Origin of the sequence: Amycolatopsis sulphurea, from assembly GCF_002564045.1 — a bacterium.
GTDB classification, from domain to species: Bacteria; Actinomycetota; Actinomycetes; order Mycobacteriales; family Pseudonocardiaceae; genus Amycolatopsis; species Amycolatopsis sulphurea.
Genome location: NZ_PDJK01000002.1, coordinates 3,833,248 through 3,850,214, shown reverse-complemented (window position 1 = coordinate 3,850,214; position 16,967 = coordinate 3,833,248). Strand labels below are relative to the sequence as shown.

15 protein-coding genes are annotated in these 16,967 nt (G+C 67.9%); 9 read left to right on the top strand and 6 right to left on the bottom strand.

What is annotated here, in order from left to right:
• Positions 1 to 369 precede the first annotated feature (369 nt).
• Positions 370 to 1,533 carry a M20 family metallopeptidase gene (locus tag ATK36_RS23700; RefSeq protein WP_342752057.1) on the bottom strand — a complete coding sequence of 388 codons (1,164 nt, stop codon included), beginning with the start codon at positions 1,531 to 1,533 and terminating at the stop codon, positions 370 to 372.
• A 258-nt stretch (positions 1,534 to 1,791) separates the two neighbouring features.
• On the opposite strand from ATK36_RS23700, the gene ATK36_RS23695 reads away from it, so the two are divergent.
• Both ATK36_RS23695 and ATK36_RS23690 read left to right on the top strand, forming a co-directional pair.
• Positions 1,792 to 2,769 (top strand): Lrp/AsnC family transcriptional regulator, encoded by a 978-nt coding sequence (locus ATK36_RS23695; RefSeq protein WP_098513503.1) that lies wholly within the window; start codon positions 1,792 to 1,794, stop codon positions 2,767 to 2,769.
• Between the two features lie 88 nt (positions 2,770 to 2,857).
• On the top strand, positions 2,858 to 4,543 hold the full coding sequence (locus ATK36_RS23690) for a DUF885 domain-containing protein (protein ID WP_098513502.1): 1,686 nt from the start codon (positions 2,858 to 2,860) through the stop codon (positions 4,541 to 4,543).
• 186 nt (positions 4,544 to 4,729) lie between these two features.
• Here ATK36_RS23690 and ATK36_RS23685 read toward each other — a convergent pair whose 3' ends face one another.
• Both ATK36_RS23685 and ATK36_RS32445 read right to left on the bottom strand, forming a co-directional pair.
• Positions 4,730 to 6,121, bottom strand: a complete 1,392-nt coding sequence (locus ATK36_RS23685) for an aldehyde dehydrogenase family protein (RefSeq protein ID WP_281259115.1) — start codon at positions 6,119 to 6,121, stop codon at positions 4,730 to 4,732.
• A complete protein-coding gene (locus ATK36_RS32445; RefSeq protein WP_170069874.1) occupies positions 6,118 to 6,624 on the bottom strand; it encodes an SRPBCC family protein in 507 nt (168 codons plus the stop codon). Before ATK36_RS32445 ends, ATK36_RS23685 begins: the two co-directional genes overlap by 4 nt.
• Positions 6,625 to 6,755: 131 nt before the next feature.
• Between ATK36_RS32445 and ATK36_RS23680 the strand changes: the two genes are divergently transcribed.
• From ATK36_RS23680 to ATK36_RS23650, 7 genes are all read left to right on the top strand, one after another.
• The gene (locus ATK36_RS23680) at positions 6,756 to 7,619 is read left to right on the top strand and encodes a MurR/RpiR family transcriptional regulator (RefSeq protein WP_098513500.1); all 864 of its coding nucleotides are present in this window, start codon (positions 6,756 to 6,758) and stop codon (positions 7,617 to 7,619) included.
• A gap of 196 nt (positions 7,620 to 7,815) precedes the next feature.
• Entirely contained in the window at positions 7,816 to 8,139 is a 324-nt protein-coding gene (locus ATK36_RS23675) for a hypothetical protein (protein ID WP_141544513.1), read from the top strand.
• Between the two features lie 240 nt (positions 8,140 to 8,379).
• Positions 8,380 to 9,861 carry an ABC transporter substrate-binding protein gene (locus ATK36_RS23670; protein WP_170069872.1) on the top strand — a complete coding sequence of 494 codons (1,482 nt, stop codon included), beginning with the start codon at positions 8,380 to 8,382 and terminating at the stop codon, positions 9,859 to 9,861.
• 309 nt (positions 9,862 to 10,170) lie between these two features.
• Positions 10,171 to 10,818 carry an ABC transporter permease gene (locus tag ATK36_RS23665; RefSeq protein WP_211291938.1) on the top strand — a complete coding sequence of 216 codons (648 nt, stop codon included), beginning with the start codon at positions 10,171 to 10,173 and terminating at the stop codon, positions 10,816 to 10,818.
• 2 nt (positions 10,819 to 10,820) lie between these two features.
• Positions 10,821 to 11,843 carry an ABC transporter permease gene (locus tag ATK36_RS23660; protein ID WP_098513496.1) on the top strand — a complete coding sequence of 341 codons (1,023 nt, stop codon included), beginning with the start codon at positions 10,821 to 10,823 and terminating at the stop codon, positions 11,841 to 11,843.
• Positions 11,840 to 12,865 (top strand): ABC transporter ATP-binding protein, encoded by a 1,026-nt coding sequence (locus ATK36_RS23655; protein ID WP_098513495.1) that lies wholly within the window; start codon positions 11,840 to 11,842, stop codon positions 12,863 to 12,865. The genes ATK36_RS23660 and ATK36_RS23655 overlap by 4 nt, the downstream gene beginning before the upstream one ends.
• On the top strand, positions 12,862 to 13,887 hold the full coding sequence (locus tag ATK36_RS23650; RefSeq protein WP_098513494.1) for an oligopeptide/dipeptide ABC transporter ATP-binding protein: 1,026 nt from the start codon (positions 12,862 to 12,864) through the stop codon (positions 13,885 to 13,887). Before ATK36_RS23655 ends, ATK36_RS23650 begins: the two co-directional genes overlap by 4 nt.
• A gap of 255 nt (positions 13,888 to 14,142) precedes the next feature.
• Here ATK36_RS23650 and ATK36_RS23645 read toward each other — a convergent pair whose 3' ends face one another.
• The 3 genes from ATK36_RS23645 to ATK36_RS23635 are packed head-to-tail and all read right to left on the bottom strand — an operon-like array spanning position 14,143 to position 16,945.
• Entirely contained in the window at positions 14,143 to 15,393 is a 1,251-nt protein-coding gene (locus tag ATK36_RS23645; RefSeq protein ID WP_098513493.1) for an MFS transporter, read from the bottom strand.
• On the bottom strand, positions 15,390 to 16,511 hold the full coding sequence (locus ATK36_RS23640) for a PLP-dependent cysteine synthase family protein (protein ID WP_098513492.1): 1,122 nt from the start codon (positions 16,509 to 16,511) through the stop codon (positions 15,390 to 15,392). Before ATK36_RS23640 ends, ATK36_RS23645 begins: the two co-directional genes overlap by 4 nt.
• Positions 16,512 to 16,564: 53 nt before the next feature.
• Positions 16,565 to 16,945: a hypothetical protein gene (locus ATK36_RS23635; protein ID WP_141544512.1), complete on the bottom strand. Its 381-nt coding sequence runs from the start codon at positions 16,943 to 16,945 to the stop codon at positions 16,565 to 16,567.
• Positions 16,946 to 16,967: the final 22 nt, after the last annotated feature.

Here is a 16,967-nt window from a genome sequence, read left to right as displayed (position 1 = left end):
CACAGACCCGAGACAGGTCCGGCGCACACCACGAGGTGGTCGCAGCCACGGTTCTCTCTGCTGATCACAGGGCCTCGACCAACTTTGCCGGGGCCCTGGCCACGGACCCCACCGCTGAACAGCGGCCGGCTTCCTTCCGGCCGGGTCACCACGACCCATTCGGACTGCTCCGCGCCCGAAGGACAAGGGGGATATAGCAGCACTCGGCACCGGCTCGTCACATGCGGGGCCAGCCACCCGGCGACCGCGACGGTGGCGCCGTCGGGCGCCCTGGCCACGACTTCCCGTGCGGCGGCTTGCTGTTCGTCAGCAGCGGGTCGCGTTCGCCGACAGGCAGGACGGTGTGAGGAACCGTTGCCGCAACAGGAATCAGCTCGATTTCCGGCCGGACTGTCCATTCGAGAACGTGGTGAGCACGGCGGCGGCGATCGCGGCGCGTTCGGCCAGCGCGGCGACCGAGACGTGTTCGTGGCGGGCGTGGGCGCCGTCGCCGGCCGCGCCGATGCCGTCGAGTACCGGGATCCCCAAGGCTGCGGCGAAATTGCCGTCGCTGGCGCCGCCGACGGAGACCTCCGGCAGGTCGAGTCCCAGCTGTGCGGCGGCGGCCTGGGCGCGGGCGACCAGCTCACCGATCGCGGGTGTGCGTTCCATGACCGGCCGGTTCCACCCGCCGGCGACGGCGAGGGTGGCGCGCGGGTCGTGCGGGGTGAGCCGGGCGAGGGCGTCGTCCACTCGGTCGGCTTCGGCCTGGCTGGCAACCCGGACGTCGACGTGCGCACGAGCGTGACCCGCGACGACGTTGACCGCGCTGCCGCCTTCGACGAGACCGACGTTGACCGTGGTGCCGGTCGCCGGGTCGGCGAGCGCATGCAGCGCCAGCGTGACCCGGGCGAGTTCGTCGACGGCGCTCGCCCCCATCTCCGGCTCCAGCCCGGCGTGTGCCTCGCGCCCGGTCACGGTGACGTCGAAGAGGCCGACGCCCTTGCGGCCGGTCTTCAGCGCACCACCTGGCCCGCTGCCCTCGAACACGAACACGGCTGCCGCGTCCGCGCACGCCTGCTCGATCACCGGACGGGAGGCGGGGCTGCCCACCTCCTCGTCCCCGGTGAGCACCAGCCGGATCGGCGGCCGGTCGTGGCCGGTGGCGGCGAGCGCGCGTACCGCCCAGACCGCCTGTACCAGACCGGCTTTCATGTCGAAGATCCCCGGCCCGCTCGCCCGGTCGCCGGTCACCGTGGCCGACCACCCGGCCAGGGTGCCCGCGGGCCACACCGTGTCGTAGTGCCCGAGAAGCACGACCGGCGCCGGTCCCGTACCCGGGTAATCGAACCTGAGCGCGTTCTCGGTGCGGGAGCGGTGCGGAGTCTCGCCGAGCGACGCGGTGACCCAGCGGTCCAGCCAGGCCAGCGCCCGCGCGAGGAGTTCCTGGTCGCGGCTGGGTGTTTCGTGGCGGACGAGCGTGAGGACGTCGTCCAGCAGCTGGTCGCGGTGCTTGTCGAGCCACCGGTGCAGGCCTGGTACATCAGGGATCACCGCAATGCCTCCTCGGCGAGCTTGTTTTCCGGGACGTGCGCAAAGTTCCGGCATACCGACGACGAGTGTGGCCACTGTGGACAGACCCATCGCCGTCGACGTGAGCATCCCGCGGTGTCCGAAGCGGCCACCCGCTCTCCGTCCCGTTCGAGCAGAAGTCTCGCATGCAGTGCCATAGACATGCAATGATTGGCCTTGTTACGCCTGATTCAGTCAAAAAACAGGCCGTCACCGTCCGAAACCGAAGGAGGGCGCCCGGTGGCCGACGACGGCGTACTGGACGACATCGACCTCGACCTGGTCGCCGCGCTGCAACGCGCGCCCCGCGCGTCCCTCGACGTGCTCGCTCGCGTCCTGGATATCTCCGCGCGCACGGTCGGGCGGCGCTACGGCCGGATGCTGGAAGACGGCCTGCTGCGCGTCATCTGCGAGGTCGACTGGTCCCTGCTGACCGAAGGTCCGCCGGCACACGTGTGGCTCGGCGTCGAGCCCGGCCGGGCGCGCGGGGCCGCGGAGGCGCTGGCGCTGCGCGATGACACCACGCACGTAGCGCTCGCGTCCGGCCGCGGCGACATCTACGCCGTGGTCCACGGACCAACCCGCGCGGCGACGGCCCGCGCGCTGGTCGACGAGATCCCCGCCGTGCCAGGCATCCGCTCGGTCCGCACGGAGTGGGTGTTGCGCCGGCTGACCAGCTCCGCGGCGTGGCACCTGCCCCGGCTGACCCCCGGCCAGGAGGAGGCGCTCGCCGGGCACGCGGGTACGGCAGGGGATGCACCGAGCACCGAACTCGGCCCGCTGGAGCGGGAAATCGCGGCACTGCTGGGCGACGACGCGCGAGTGCCGCACTCGGACGTCGCACGCATGCTCGACATCACCGAATCCCGGGCCCGCCGCACGGCCACCGCGATGTTCGGCTCCGGGCTGCTGCGGCCCCGCGTCGAGATCGAGCCGCGCAGGCTGGGTTACGAGGTCGAGGTCGTACTCGGCATCTCGTGCCCACCGGCCACGACCACCCGCGTCGGCACGGCGATAGCCGCCCACCCGGCCACGCGGTTCCTGGCGCTGACCGCGGCCTCGTCGACGTTCGTCTACGACGGCGTTTTCCGCGATGAGGACGAGCTGGCCGACTTCGTCAGCGGTGGCTTTCCCGGGAGTGCCGACGTGACCGCCGTCGAATGCACGCTTCAGCTGGAGGTGCTGAAGCGCTACTGGCGAGCGGCCGGTGGGCAGTGAAATGCGGCTTCCCCAGAGTCCACTATGGACGTACAAGATCCAGGAACCTTTCCACAGACGACGGTCATGAGATTGGCGGTGCGCAATAATGCAGCGGACGAATCACCGGTCCCCCATCCGTGAGATCGCGGACGAACTCGTCCATCGGCTCCTCACGGCCGATCCGTTCGGCGCGTCCACGCTGGGTGTACGCGAGTACGACAGGCTGGTCCCTGCCGCGTCGGCACAAGCTGCCATGGACCTCGACGCCGACCTCGCCGTACTGGCGGACAGGGCGACCGGGCTGAGCACCGCGGAGTCTGCCGACCGCGTGACGCTGGGCGTGGTGCGGTCGGCATGCGAACGTGAACGTGCCTCGATCGCGAACGCCGACGCCGAGTGCACCGCCACCGCGACGCCCTTCGCCGGACCCCCGGCGCTGCTCGCGGTCGCCGCGCGCACGACACTCCCCGATGCTCAGGCCGCGGACGACTACCTCGCACGGCTGGCCGGCGCCGCGGCCTGGATCGACGCGAAGACGGATCGGCTGCGCGACGGACGGGCCAAGGGACGGCTGCCCGTCGCCGAACTCGTCGATCACGCGGTCGGCTGGGCCGACCGGGCGCTTGCCGAGGGTGTGCCGGCCGCGTTCGCCGCCCCGGTACCACCACAGGGCTGGGCCGGCGCCTCCGGTTGGCGCACACGGGTCGAAGACACCGTCAAGGATGCGATCATGCCGGCACTCGCACGGTGGCGAGACCTGCTGGCCGAGCTGCGGCCGATCGCGCGCAGTGCCGAACGGCCGGGCCGCTGTGCGCTGCCCGGCGGCGAAGCCGACTACACGCGCGATATTGCCATGCACACGACGTTGCCGCTGACTGCTCAGCAGTTGCACCGGATCGGGCTGGAGACTATCGAGGAGCTGGAGGCGCGGGCGCAGGAACTCGGCAGCCCGCTCGGTTTGAACGACCGGGACGCGATCGTGGCGGCGCTACGTGCGTCGGTGTCCGAGCGCACCGCCGAGCAGGCGATCGCAGCCGCCCGCGAGGCGATCGCGCGCGCGGAAGCGATCGCGTCACGGTTGATGCCCGACCCGTTGCCCACGCCGTGCGGGGTCGAGCCGATGCCGGAAACCGTTGGTGCGTCGGGGATGGCGCCGCACTACGTGCGGCCACAGCGCGGCAGGGGTATCGCCGGAGGGGCAGGGCGGCCGGGCACATACTGGTTCAACACGATGCGCCCGACCTGCGGTGCCGGCTGGGATCTGGAAGCGATCGCGTTCCACGAGGCGGTGCCGGGGCATCATTCCCAGCATGCTCGCGCGCAGCTGATCGAGGGTCTGCCGCTACTGCAGCAGATGTCGATCACTGTCCACTCCGAGGGCTGGGCGCTCTACGCGGAGGAGCTGGCCGGCGAATTCGGCCTGTACTCCGACGCGCGTGCCGAACTCGGCGCGGTGTCCATGGCAATGCACCGTACGGCCCGCATGGTCATCGACACGGGCCTGCACGCGTTCGGCTGGAGCCGCGCTCGCGCAATCGAGTTCATGCTCACCCGCGTCGGGCTGCCCGAGGGGTTCCTCGTCAACGAGGTGGACCGTTGCCTGACGATCCCCGGACAGGCACTGGCATACCTGACGGGCAAGCGTGAGATCGTCCGCCTGCGGGCCGCCGCGGAGCAGCGGCTGGGTGCGGAGTTCGACCTGCGCGAGTTTCACGCGGCGGTGCTCGGAAGCGGATCCGTGCCGATGCCGGTACTGGACGAGATCGTCACCGAAGCTACCGCGAAGCGGTGAAGATACCAGCGCCACAACAGCCTTTGATCCGGCCGTGGGCCGGGCGGCTGAGGTCGTCTCGGTGTTGATCACGGCCCCAAGCAGGGGCAGAACCGCCTGCACAGACCAAATGGGCCGACGGCGTTGTCGCCGTCGGCCCACGCGTCGCCGAGGTAGCGGTGCGAATCCGGGAACCCTGCGCCCTGGCTATCGGAAGAGGAGGTGGGGCTGCAGGTACTCGCGGACCCCCTCCGGCCCGAAAAGCCAGCCGGTGCCGGATTGCTTCGACATGGCGATGCCGAGCGCCGGATCGACCCGATTGTGCTTGTTGACGCACAACAATGCCGCGTCGATCCGCTGAACCACGGATTCACCGTGAGCGACGTCCGACGTCCAGACCGACGCGGTGAGCCCGTACTCGGTCGAGTTGGCGCGGGCCACCGCGTCAGCTTCGTCAGAGAAGCGCAGAAGCGGCAGGATCGGCGCGAACTGCTCGCCCGCGACGAGCGGGTGAGCGTCATCGAGATCGCCCACCACGGTTACCGGGACGAAGTAGCCACCGTCCACGTCCGGGACGCCGCTCTGCGCGAGGATCGTGCCATCGCGTGCCGCCTCGGCGAGGAGGGCCGTGGCCTTCTCGTGCTGGATGCGGTTCTGCAGTGGTCCCACCGTGACCGCTGGGTCGAACCCGTCTCCGACGACGACGTCTCGGACAAGATCGGCGATCGCCTCGACGAAGCGGTCGTAGACGTCATCGTGAACGTAGACGCGCTTGACCGCGCCGCACACCTGGCCGGCGTTGAGGAACGCACGCGCGAAGATCCCTGCCGCGGCCGTTCCTGGATCGGCATCGCCGAGCACGATCGCCGGGTCGTTTCCGCCGAGCTCGAGGGTGAGGCGTTTCAGCGTCGACGCGCCCGCGGCTGTCACGTTGCGTCCGTTGACAGTCGAGCCGGTGAACGCCACTTTCCGCACACCAGGGTGCGACGCCAGCAGCGGGCCGATCGATCCGTCGTCGACGAGGCATTGCACGAGCCCCTCCGGCACTGCGTCCGCGAGCAGGCGGCTGAGTTCGAGCGTCGCGAGCGGCGTCGTCGGTGCCGGTTTGAGGATGATCGTGTTTCCGGTCAGGATGGCCGGCCCGGCTTTCATCGCGGCGACGATCAGCGGGGCGTTCCACGGGATGATGCCTGCCACTACGCCGAGCGGGGTGAAGGTGCGGACGTGCTCGCCCAGATTCTCGGCGAAGAGCGCGGCACCCTTCTCCCGGCCCAGGTCCGCGTAACGGCGGAAGGTCGCTTCCGTCGTATCGACCTCCATGCGCGACTCGGCGATCGGCTTGCCCTGCTCCAGCGTGAGGAGCTCGGAGAGTTTGCCGGCGTTCCCGTGCACGATGTCCGCGATCCGGTCGAGGACTTCGACGCGCTGCTCGATGGACGTGTCACGCCAAGCCTCGAAGGCCTTTTGCGCCGCCAGGACCGCGGCATCCACAGCGGCACCGTCGAGAACTTCGACCGAAGCGACCACCTCGCCGGTCGCCGGGTTGAGCACAGGATGCGTCGTACCCTTCGTCGTTGTGCCGGATATTGGGTGGGTCATGCGGTGGCGTCCTTGACGAGTTTCTGGAGTTTGGGCATGACGGTGTTGATGAGGGTGCGGATGTTGCCGTGGTAGGTGTCGCGTTGGCGTGCCCAGTCGTGCTCGTCGCCGTCGGTGGTCACGCATTCGTAGAAGGTCGCGTAGCGGAAACGTGATCCTTCGGGGGTGGGGGTGAGGGAGAAGTCGACGACGGCGAGCGCCGGGTCGCCCGGTGCGGGTGCCTCGCGCACGAGCTTCCAGACGATCCGCTTCCCCGGCTCCAGCAACGCCGTGCGCGCGAAGTAGGGAGTCTTACCCGATCCGGGCTCGTCCTTGAGCATCGCCTGCAGCTCCCCCTCGGCCCCGACCGGGCCCGAGACATGCTCGAACTTCTTGAAGTTCTGCCAGGCGGTAAGATTCATGACATGCGACCAGGCGACCTCGGGCGGAGCCGCCAGGTCCAGCTCCCCCTCCCGGACGACATAGACCGGGCGGCCAACGGCAAAATCAGAGGAAGCGGACACAGGCCCTCCTAGAATGAAGGAAGTTCACTTGAGCTAGACTTGTGGTGAATCTGGTTCATTCATAGCCTCGCGGTGAGCGCTCTGTCAACGCCGGCACCGTGAGCTCGCAACGAACGGGCAGGTGTCGTTCCATGGCAGACAAGTCAGCACCCGCGGCTGCCGAATCCCAGCGGCAAGGTTCCCTGATCCCGCGCCTGCGGGTCTCGCGGCCGACCATGTCCAGAGTGGACCAAGCCGTCACCGACTACGTCCTCGGCAACCCCGAGGAGGTCATCCCGGCGGCCGTCGCCGACCTTGCCACGAGGTGCGGCGTGAGCGTCGGCTCGGTCGTGGGATTTTGCCAGCGACTGGGGTTCAAGGGGTTCTCCGACTTCAAGATCGCACTCGCCCGCGAGGTCGCCGAGTCGGGGCTGCCCACGGATCGGCGATCGACATCCGACCTGGAAAATGTGGTCGAATTCCACCGCCTCGCGCTCGCCGAGACGATGACGCTCAACCCGGCGGAGACGGTCGACGCCGTGGTCGATGCCATCCTGGACGCCGGCCGCATCGAGTTCTACGCCGTGGGCGTGGCCCATCCGGTGGCGGCCATCGCCTCCGCGGGGTTGACGCTGATCGGATTCCGCGCCAACGCCGCACCCGACGCGCATATGCAACTGGTGACCGCCAGCCAGCTGGGCCCGAAGGACGTGGCCATCGGCATCTCCCCGACCGGCCGGGTACCGGAGACGATTCGCAGTCTCGAAGTCGCGAAATCGCAAGGTGCCACGACCGTGTGCATCACCAATTCCCTCGGCTCGCCCGTCGCGAACACCTCCGACATCCAGCTTTTGGCGACGCCCGCGGACATGGATACGTTCACGACGCCATTGCCGTCCCTGGTGACCCATATGGCCCTCGTCGACACGATCTTCGTGTCCCTCATCCGCAAGGCTCGACCGCAGACCGCCGCATACCAGCAGCGCGCGAACGAGTACATACAGCAGTGGCTGTAAAGCGCATCGAGATCGTCTGCGCCGGCCGGCACCGGGCCTCCGCACGGGCACGGAGAGCCGGCCAAAACATCAACTGAGCTTCACCTTCAGCGCAGGCACCCCGCGCAGTTGACAGAGGGTTCACCGCGGGCTAAGAATGAACCAGATTCACTCATGGCGAACCTCAAGTGAACTTCCTTCATTCTAGGAGGGGCCTGTGTCCGCTTCATCTGATTTTGCCGTTGGTCGCCCGGTCTTCGCGCGCACGGCGTTGCTGGAGCCGGGGAAGCGGATCGTCTGGAAGCTCGTGCGCGAGGCACCCGCACCGGGCGACCCGGCGCTCGCCGTCGTCGACTTCTCCCTCACCCCCACCCCCGAAGGATCACGTTTCCGCTACGCGACCTTCTACGAATGCGTGACCACCGACGGCGACGAGCACGACTGGGCACGCCAACGCGACACCTACCACGGCAACATCCGCACCCTCATCAACACCGTCATGCCCAAACTCCAGAAACTCGTCAAGGACGCCACCGCATGACCCACCCGATATCCGGCACACACCACCCGACAAGACGGCTGACGACCAGTACGCACGCTTCGCCAAGCACGTCATCCCAGCAGTACCTCTACAAGAACGTCTATGGCAGACGGGTAGATCGGAGTAGCCATGCGAACACTGACCAGGGTCGCCGCCTTGCTGGCGGCAGGAACCTGTGTTGTCACCTCGATGGCAGCGTGCTCTAGCGGTAGTACCACCAGCGGTAGATCCACCGACGCCTTGACGGTCAACGTGGGCCAGCCCGCGACGACCCTCGACCCCGCGTTCGGATACGACGCGTCGAGTCTCGGATTGCTGCAGAACTTCTACGTCAGGTTGACGAGTTTCGGCGCGAAGCCGGGGCCCGAGGGGACGACTCAGTTCGATCCGGTCAAGGTGACCCCCTACCTGGCGAAATCGTGGGTGATCAGTCCCGACGGCAAGACCTACACATTCAAGCTGACCAAGGCCAACTTCAGCGACGGGTCCCCGATCACCGCGGCCGCGGTGAAGGCCAGCCTCGAACGGGTCCTCGCCGCCGGCGGCACCGGAAAAGTCATTCTGACCGGCGACCAGGACGGATTCTACAAGTCGATCGAGGCGCCGGCCGACGACACACTCGTCCTGAACATCTCCCGGCCGTATCCGCCGCTCCTGTCCATTCTGGCCTCGCCCTGGTCGAGCATCGTCGACAGTAAGATCGTCGCGCACAATGGCGGGGACACCAAGGGCTCGCCCAACAAGTGGATGACGACCCATATCGCCGGCGGCGGCGGTCCGTTCACGCTCGAAAGCTACACAGCCGGCCGGGGTGCCGTTGCGGTACGAAACCCGAAGTTCTTCGGCGACGCGCCGAAGGTCGGCAAGATCAACCTGAACTTCACCTCGTCGGACGTCACCCTCGCACTGCAGGCCCGCAATGGACAGGCCGACGTCACCATCGGGATGAGCAAGACTTCGGCGACAAGCCTGAAGGGTGATCCCAACCTCCGGGTCGCGGCCTTCGATACCGACACGACGAAGCGGATCGGCTTCGTGACCACCACAGCCCCCTTCGACAACAAGAAGTTCCGCACTGCACTGACGTACGCGATCGACTACGAGGGTATCCGCGCTCAGGTGAACAAGGGGTACGGGAGCCTGCTCTTCGGACCCTGGGCCACGACCATTCCGGATTTCGATACCTCCCTCGCACAGCCCAGGAAAAAAGACATGGACAAGGCGGCGGCCCTACTGAAGGAGTCCGGCGTAAAACTTCCGGTCACGGTCCAGATGGCAGTGCAGAATGACAACTCGACCGATACGCAGATCGCGACGATCGTGCAGAACGAGTGGAAACCGCTCGGCGTGAATGTCGAGGTTGTCAAGCTCTCTGCCGCCGATATCGTCGCATCCCTCGGCGCGCGCCGATACCCGACATTCGTGCGCAACAACGGCGGGTTCGTCTACTCCGCCATCTACGACTACGCCGACGACTTGAAGTGCGGATCTCCGTCCAACACGACGAATCTGTGCATCAAGGAGGCCGACCAGCTCGCCGTTGCGGCGGCGGCGGAGACCGACCTGGCCAAGCGGCAGCAACTGCTGAACCAGATCGTGACCCTCGTCAACGACGAAGCGCCGTTCGCCTCCGCCTATCAGGACCAGGCGGTCGTCGTTCTGGGCAAACGCGTGAAGAACTACTTTTACTCCGTGGTAATGGACTTCATGACGTGGGCATAGCCACGGAAGGGATTGCGTGAAATGGCGGGCACAGCGGAGCGCGCGATCGCGCAGGCCGGCGCGGACCAGGCTCCTCGACCTGGCCGGCCCGGTCCGCGCCTTCGGGGACCGCTCGCCGGCAGGCCGGGCCGACGGCCGAGGGTGGGGGGAGGCATGCTCGTCGGGCTTGGCCTGCTGGTGGTCCTCTTGGTGATGGCCTTGGTGCTACCACTCTTCTGGCGAGTGAGTCCGACGGCGGTGGACCTGAGCCATGCTCTGGCCCCGCCGTCTCCTGCCCACCCCATGGGCACGGACGGGAACGGGCGGGACGTGCTGGCGCGCTTCAATGCAGGCGCCCGCGTCTCACTTCTCATCGGCCTCACCGTCGCGGTCGTCGGCGCGATCATCGGCGGCACGATCGGGATCATCGGAGGAATCCGCGGCGGCGCGGTCGACGCCGTGCTGATGCGCGGAATGGATGCGATCCTCGCATTCCCGCCACTGGTCCTCGCCATGGCGGTGACGGTCGGCCTCGGCCCCGGAGCCGCCACGGCCACGTGGGGAATCGTCCTCATCTCGATTCCGTGGTACGCCAGAATTGTCCGGAGTGAGGTCCTCAGAATCAGATCGCAACAGTTCGTCTATGCGGCCGTCACGATGGGTGCGTCGCCGGTGCGTGTTGTTCGCCGCCACATCCTGCCGCACCTGGTGCCCACCGTCCTGACCCAGGCCGCCGGGGTCTTCTCGTACGGGATCCTGGCGATGGCGGGCCTCGGGTTTCTCGGGCTCGGGGTCCAGGTGCCCACAGCCGACTGGGGATCGATGATCACCGAAGGACTCGAATACGCCCTCGGCGGGCAATGGTGGATCAGTACGTTCCCGGGCCTCGGCGTCCTGGCGGTCACCGCCGCGGCCGCGATCATCGCCGACAACGGACGAGAAGCTTTCAGCCGACCTGGCGAACGGGCGGGTGGTTGAGGATGTACGCAGTCATACGACGAGTACTGGGCGCCGCGGCAACTGTTCTGCTCACGTCGCTGCTCTGCTTCGTTCTTCTCCGCGCGATACCCGGGGATCCGGCTCGGGTGATTCTCGGCCCCCTGGCACCACCGGACGCGGTCGACTCGCTGCGCCAGTCCATGGGCTTGGACAAACCGCTCCTCGAACGGTTCGTCCTCTACCTGCACGACTTCTTCACCGGAGATTGGGGTTATTCCTATACGAGCGGCCTTCCCGTACGCACGCTCCTTTCGGAACGTGTCATGCCGACTGTGGAGCTGGGGCTCACTGCCTTCGTATTCGCTTTCGGCGGTGCGTTGATCCTGGCCTTGATCTCGACCTACCGGCGACGCCGCGCGGTCGACCGAGGCGCCATGGCATGGTCCTTCGTCGGCACCGGAGCGCCGCCGTTCTGGACGAGCCTCATCGCACTGATCATCTTCTGGCAGGCTCTGCACCTGTTTCCCGGCCCCGAAGGGCGCCTCGGCCCAGGCAGCGAGCCGCCACCCTCGATCACCGGCCTGTACTCGGTCGATTCGCTGCTGACGCTCAGGTTTTCGACGTTCGCCGATGCCTGCTGGCATCTCATCCTGCCGGCCGCGGTCCTGGCGTTTCCGGCGTCGGCGGCTCTTTTCCGCCTCCTGCGCAGCAGTCTCCTGGGAGTCCGAGACGACCCCTTCCTGACGGTCGTCCGGGGAAAGGGCATCTCGCCGTGGTCGGCATTCCGGAAGCACGCGCTGCCGAACGCCTTTCTTCCCACCCTGACCGCGAGCGGGCTCATCCTGGGTGAACTGCTGGTGGGTAGCGTCCTGGTGGAATCGATCTTCTCCTGGCCCGGCATCGGGCAACTTATCGTGCAGTCAATCCAAGGGCAGGACTTTGCGGTCGTGCAGGCATTCATCCAGCTCGGCGCGGTGGGCTACGTGGTCATCAACGCGTGCGTGGACATCCTCTATCGCCTGGTCGATCCCCGGGTTCGCCTGAAGTCGAAGGTCCTCGCATGAATGAGCAGCTCGTACTCGAAGTCAACGATCTCCGGACCCAGTTCGGCTCCGGCCCCGGCTGCGTGCACGCCGTCCGCGGCGTGGACCTGAAGATCAAGAAAGGGGAAAAGGTCGGTCTGGTCGGGGAATCCGGCTCCGGGAAGTCCGCGCTCGCCCTGTCGATCATGGGCCTGATCGGGCCGGCCGGGCAGGTGAGCGGTGGCACGATCGCCATCAACGGCCAAGTGATCGACCAGCAGGACGAACGGCAGATGAGCCGAGTTCGCGGCGCGAACATATCCTTGGTGTACCAAGACCCCATGGCCGCGCTCGATCCCGTGTGGACGATCGGCGGGCAGATGGGTGAGGCGATCCGGCGGCACAACCGGAGAATCAGCCGAGCAGCGCTGCGGGCCAGGATTGTCGAACTGCTCCGGGCGGTCGAGGTTCCGGACGCGGAGCACCGGCTCAACAGTTACCCCATGCAGTACTCCGGCGGCATGCGGCAGCGGGTGCTCATCGCGATGGCGATCGCGAACGAGCCGGAGCTGATCATCGCCGACGAGCCGACGACCGCATTGGATGTCACGACCCAGGCGCAGGTGCTGGACCTGCTTCAGCGGCTGGCCGACTCGCACGATACGGCAGTTCTGCTGGTCACCCACAACATGGGCGTCGTAGCACAATTCTGTGACCGGGTCATGGTGATGTACGCGGGCCGCATTGTCGAGGAGGCCGAGAGCAGGGCACTCTTCGCCCACCAGGCTCACCCGTACACCGAGGCACTGCTGAAGGCGGTTCTCCATCCGGACCGGTTGCCGGAAGGACGATTGCCGTCGATCCCGGGCACACCACCGCCACTGCATCAACTACCGGCCGGCTGCGCGTTCGCCGCGCGGTGCCCACAGCGCGGCGAACCTTGCACGGCCCTGGATCCGCAGCTCATCGAACTGTCGGACGTGGGCTATTCCGGAGGCGCGGCGTGTCATTTCAGCCGGCAGCGAGTAGTGGATCGTCGAACTGAACGGGGGAACACCCCATGAGGATGGGAAATGCCGGCCGATCGGCGGCCGGCGCAGCCGAGGAAGCTCGCGAATCCAACGCCCTGCTGGACGTTCGCGGACTGACCGTTACGTACTCCGCGAGTCGTCGCAACCACGTGAATGTCGTCCATGACGTCGATTTCTCGATCGGCTCGGGCGAGGCGTTCGGGCTCGTCGGCGAGTCGGGATCCGGCAAGTCCAGTATCGCCCGCGCATTGATGCACCTGTCCTCGGCATCCGGAGAGGTCGAGTTCGATGGGGTGTCCTGGCTTCGGCAGCGCGGCAGGCCGCTTCGCCGGTTGCGCGCCGGGATGCAGATGGTATTTCAAGACCCGTATGCCTCGCTGGATCCGCGGATGACCGTACGAGCGCTCATCCGGGAGCCGCTGGACATCAACCGGATCGGCTCCCAGCAGGAGCGGCGCGAAAGGGTCGACGAGCTACTGGAACTGGTCGGCCTTACCTCGGAGCAGGGTGATCGAAAGCCGAGCGCGCTCTCCGGAGGTCAACGGCAGCGCATTGCCATCGCGCGTGCTTTGGCGCTGGACCCCAAGCTCATCGTCCTCGACGAACCGATCTCCTCGCTCGACGTGTCGATCCAGGCTCAGGTCCTGAATCTCCTGACGGAGCTGCGCGAGCGCATTGGCCTGACCTACCTGTTCATTGTCCACGACCTGGTGGTGGCCGAGTACTTTTGCGATCGTATCGCCGTGCTGTTCGGGGGCCGGATCGTGGAAACCGGTCCGAGTGCGGAGATCTTCGGATCGCCGCTGCATCCCTACAGCCGCGAACTCGTGTCGGCCACTCCCCTCCCCGATCCGACGCAGCGCCGGCCGCTGTCCGGGCGATCCACGAAGGAGACGGTCGTCGCCCCGCCGGAGGCGGGCTGCCCGTATCAGGCCCGGTGCGCCCTCCGGAACGGACGGGACCGGTGCGTGACGGAGGTTCCGCTACCGCGCCCCGGTCCGCGCGGCCAACTGGTTGCCTGTCACTTCTTCGAGGAGGAGCCTCGCGAGGGTTGAGCGGGCCTGGGCGCACCAAGATGCGGATCGGCGCCTGACCCGGTGTGACCGGCGGTACCTGGCCGACGACCGCGTTCGTCGCACTGTCGAGAAGCTCGGCGAGGGTTCTGGTCCAGTGCGGCGGGTACGGGATCGCCCCGGCCGCCCTTGCCACCGTCGAAAACGGTCACGCCTCGGGCAAAGTCGTCATCAAGGTGGCCTGAGCCGTGACCGGGGTGACGTCGCCGGGTGCGACGTCACCCCGATCCGGTTCGATCAGGCTGTCGCGTAATCAGGCCGGCGGTCCAACCGGCGGCCTCGATCGAGCCACCGCAGGCCGGCCGCGCACAGCACGCCGATCACCAGCAGGCCGAGCCACGGCAACTCCGGCAAGCCCGCCGCGCGGGCGAGGTCGAACACCGTGCCGGTGGCCAGATTTCCCACAAGAATGCCCACGCCGACCACCGTGTTGTAGAACCCGTAGTGGGTGGCGACCAGCCGATCTCCCGACAGCCGGACGATCGTGTCCATCTCGAACGGGAACACCGCCACGGTTCCCAACGCCAGCGCGGCCGCGGCGAGCACCAGCGCCACGGCGCCGGCGACCGGCCCGAGGCGAGCCGCGGCGGCGGGTGCGACGAAGGCCGCGGCCATCAGCGAAAGCCCGGCTGCCAGGCAGGTTCCGGCGCTCCATCTCGCCTTGAGCCATGCGGTGATCTTGAACTGCCCGGCGAGCGCCAGCCCGCCGGAGACCAGGAACAGCACCGCGACCAGCGCGTCCCCGCCCCCCGAGGACCCGATGATCCGGCGGACCTCCATCGGGAGCGCGAGATAGGTCTGGAACGACAGCACGTACGAGCCGATCATGATCAGCGAGAACACCACGAACGTCCGATTACCCGCGATCGCCCGCCAGTCGGCGAGCACCGAACTCCCTTCGCGGTCCGGACGCGCCGGAGACGCCGGGAGGGCGCGCAGCTGGGCGACGGTCAGGACGGCGAACACCACGGCGGCGATCCAGCAGGTCAGCCGGAAATCCACCAGGCCGAGCGCCAGCCCGACCAGTGGCCCGGCGAGGATGCCACCTTGGTAGAACACGTTGAACAGCGAGAAGGCCTCCAGCCGCCGGTCACCGGAATCGGCGGCCAGGTAGGCCCGCACAGCCGGGTTGAACAACGCCCCGGCGAACCCGGTCGCGGCCGAGGCGACGATCAGGGCGGGCAGCGAATCGACCAGGCCGAGCAACGCGAAACCGCCGGTCCGCAGCAGACAACCGGCAACGATCAGCGGCTTGTACCCGAGCCGGTCGGCGAGCGTGCCGCCCAGCAGGAACATTCCCTGCTGGGAGATGTTCCGGACGCCCAGGACCAGCCCGACCGCCCAGCCGGCCAGGCCGAGCGGGCCGGAGAGATACCCGGCGAGATAGGGAATCAGCATGTAGAAACCGAGATTGATGCTGAACTGGTTGACCATCAGCAGGCGGCTCGGCCGGCCGAAGGACCGGAACCTGTGGACGAGCCGGCTCACCGCCCGGCTCCCTGCGCGTCGAAAGTCGCCGGGTCGATGACGTTGCGGCAGCGGGTCCAGCGTTCGACGACGCGTTCGCGTGGGTCGTCGAGTACGTCGGGTTCACGCGGCGGCGGGACGTCGAGCAGGTCGTGCCGGCGGCAGAACTGGTCGTTGTAGACGGTGTCGAAATAGCGTTGCGGGCCGTCCGGGAACACCGCGGCGATCCGGGCGTCCGGGTCGTCGGTGCGGGCCAGCCAGCCCGCGACGAGGGCGACCGCTCCGACGCTCCAGCCGCCGCTCGCCTGGTGAGCCGCCGCGAGCCGGCGTGCGGTCCACACCGCTTCGCGCGGCGCGACCCAATGCACCTCATCGAAAGCGTCGTAGTCGACGTTGCGCGGATGGATGCTCGACCCGAGCCCGCGCATCAGCCGCGAAGTGGCGGGCTGGCCGAAGATCGTCGAGCCGATCGTGTCGACGCCGACCAGCCGCAGCCGGGGGAAGTGCCGCTTCAGGGCGCGGTAGGTCCCGGCGGAATGGCCGCCCGTCCCCACCGAGCACACCAGGACGTCGATGTGCCCGAGCTGCGCTGCCAGTTCGTCGGCCAGCGGGGTGTAGGCGCTCACGTTGTCGGGGTTGTTGTACTGGTCGGGGCACCAACCCCCAGGATGTTCCGCCAGCAGCTGCTGGACGCGGTCGCGCCGAGCCTGCTGCCAGCCGCCGGTGGGGTGTGGCTGCTCGACCATCTCCACCCGGGTCCCGTACGCGGTCAGCAGCCGCAACACGATCGGCTCCATGCCGGGGTCGGTGACGAGCGTCACCGGGTGCCGGTGGACGCCGCCCGCGAGCGCGAGGCCGAGTCCGAGCGTGCCGCTGGTCGACTCGATGATCGGCGCGCCATCGGCGAGTTCGCCGCGTTCGCGGGCGGCGGCGACCATGTGCAGTGCGGGCCGGTCTTTGATGCCGCCGGGGTTGAATCCTTCGAGTTTGGCCCAGAACCCTGCTTCGGAGGTTTCGCACGGGTCGGCGATCCGGAGTACGGGGGTGTTGCCGACCGCGGAAGCAAGGGAGCGGTCGCACGTCGCGGCGATCGAGCGAGCGGCTGAGGGCAGCACGGAAGGCCGGGGAAACGTCGTCATGTCCTTCGATCTCTTCTAGTCTGGGTAAGGGAAAACGGCGTGAACCGGCCCTGTCAGATACGCCAGACGTCGAGTTCGATGCGCAGCGGTCGCCGCGGGGACGAGCCGGGGCGACGGGAATCGCCGACCGCGGGCTGCGGCCGCGCGGCGAGTGCGGGTGTGACGTCGGCCGTGATATCGCCGACCAGCACGGGGGGCGGTTCGCGATGCTGCCCCGGCATCTGCGTCACGCGGGTGGGGGCGGGGTGTCCGTCCAGGCGGTGGTCGGTCGGGCAGGGGGCGCCTGACGATGCGGCGACCTGGTGGGCGGAGGCGCCGCGGTCGACTCCGGCGCAGCCGGCGCCTGCTTCCGGGTGCAGGACCGCGACGACGAACAGGGCAAGCACGAGCAAGACGACGGACCGCGGACTTCGCGTAGTCGTCTTGGTGCGCACGGTCGCCAAGCTAGCAGAAGTT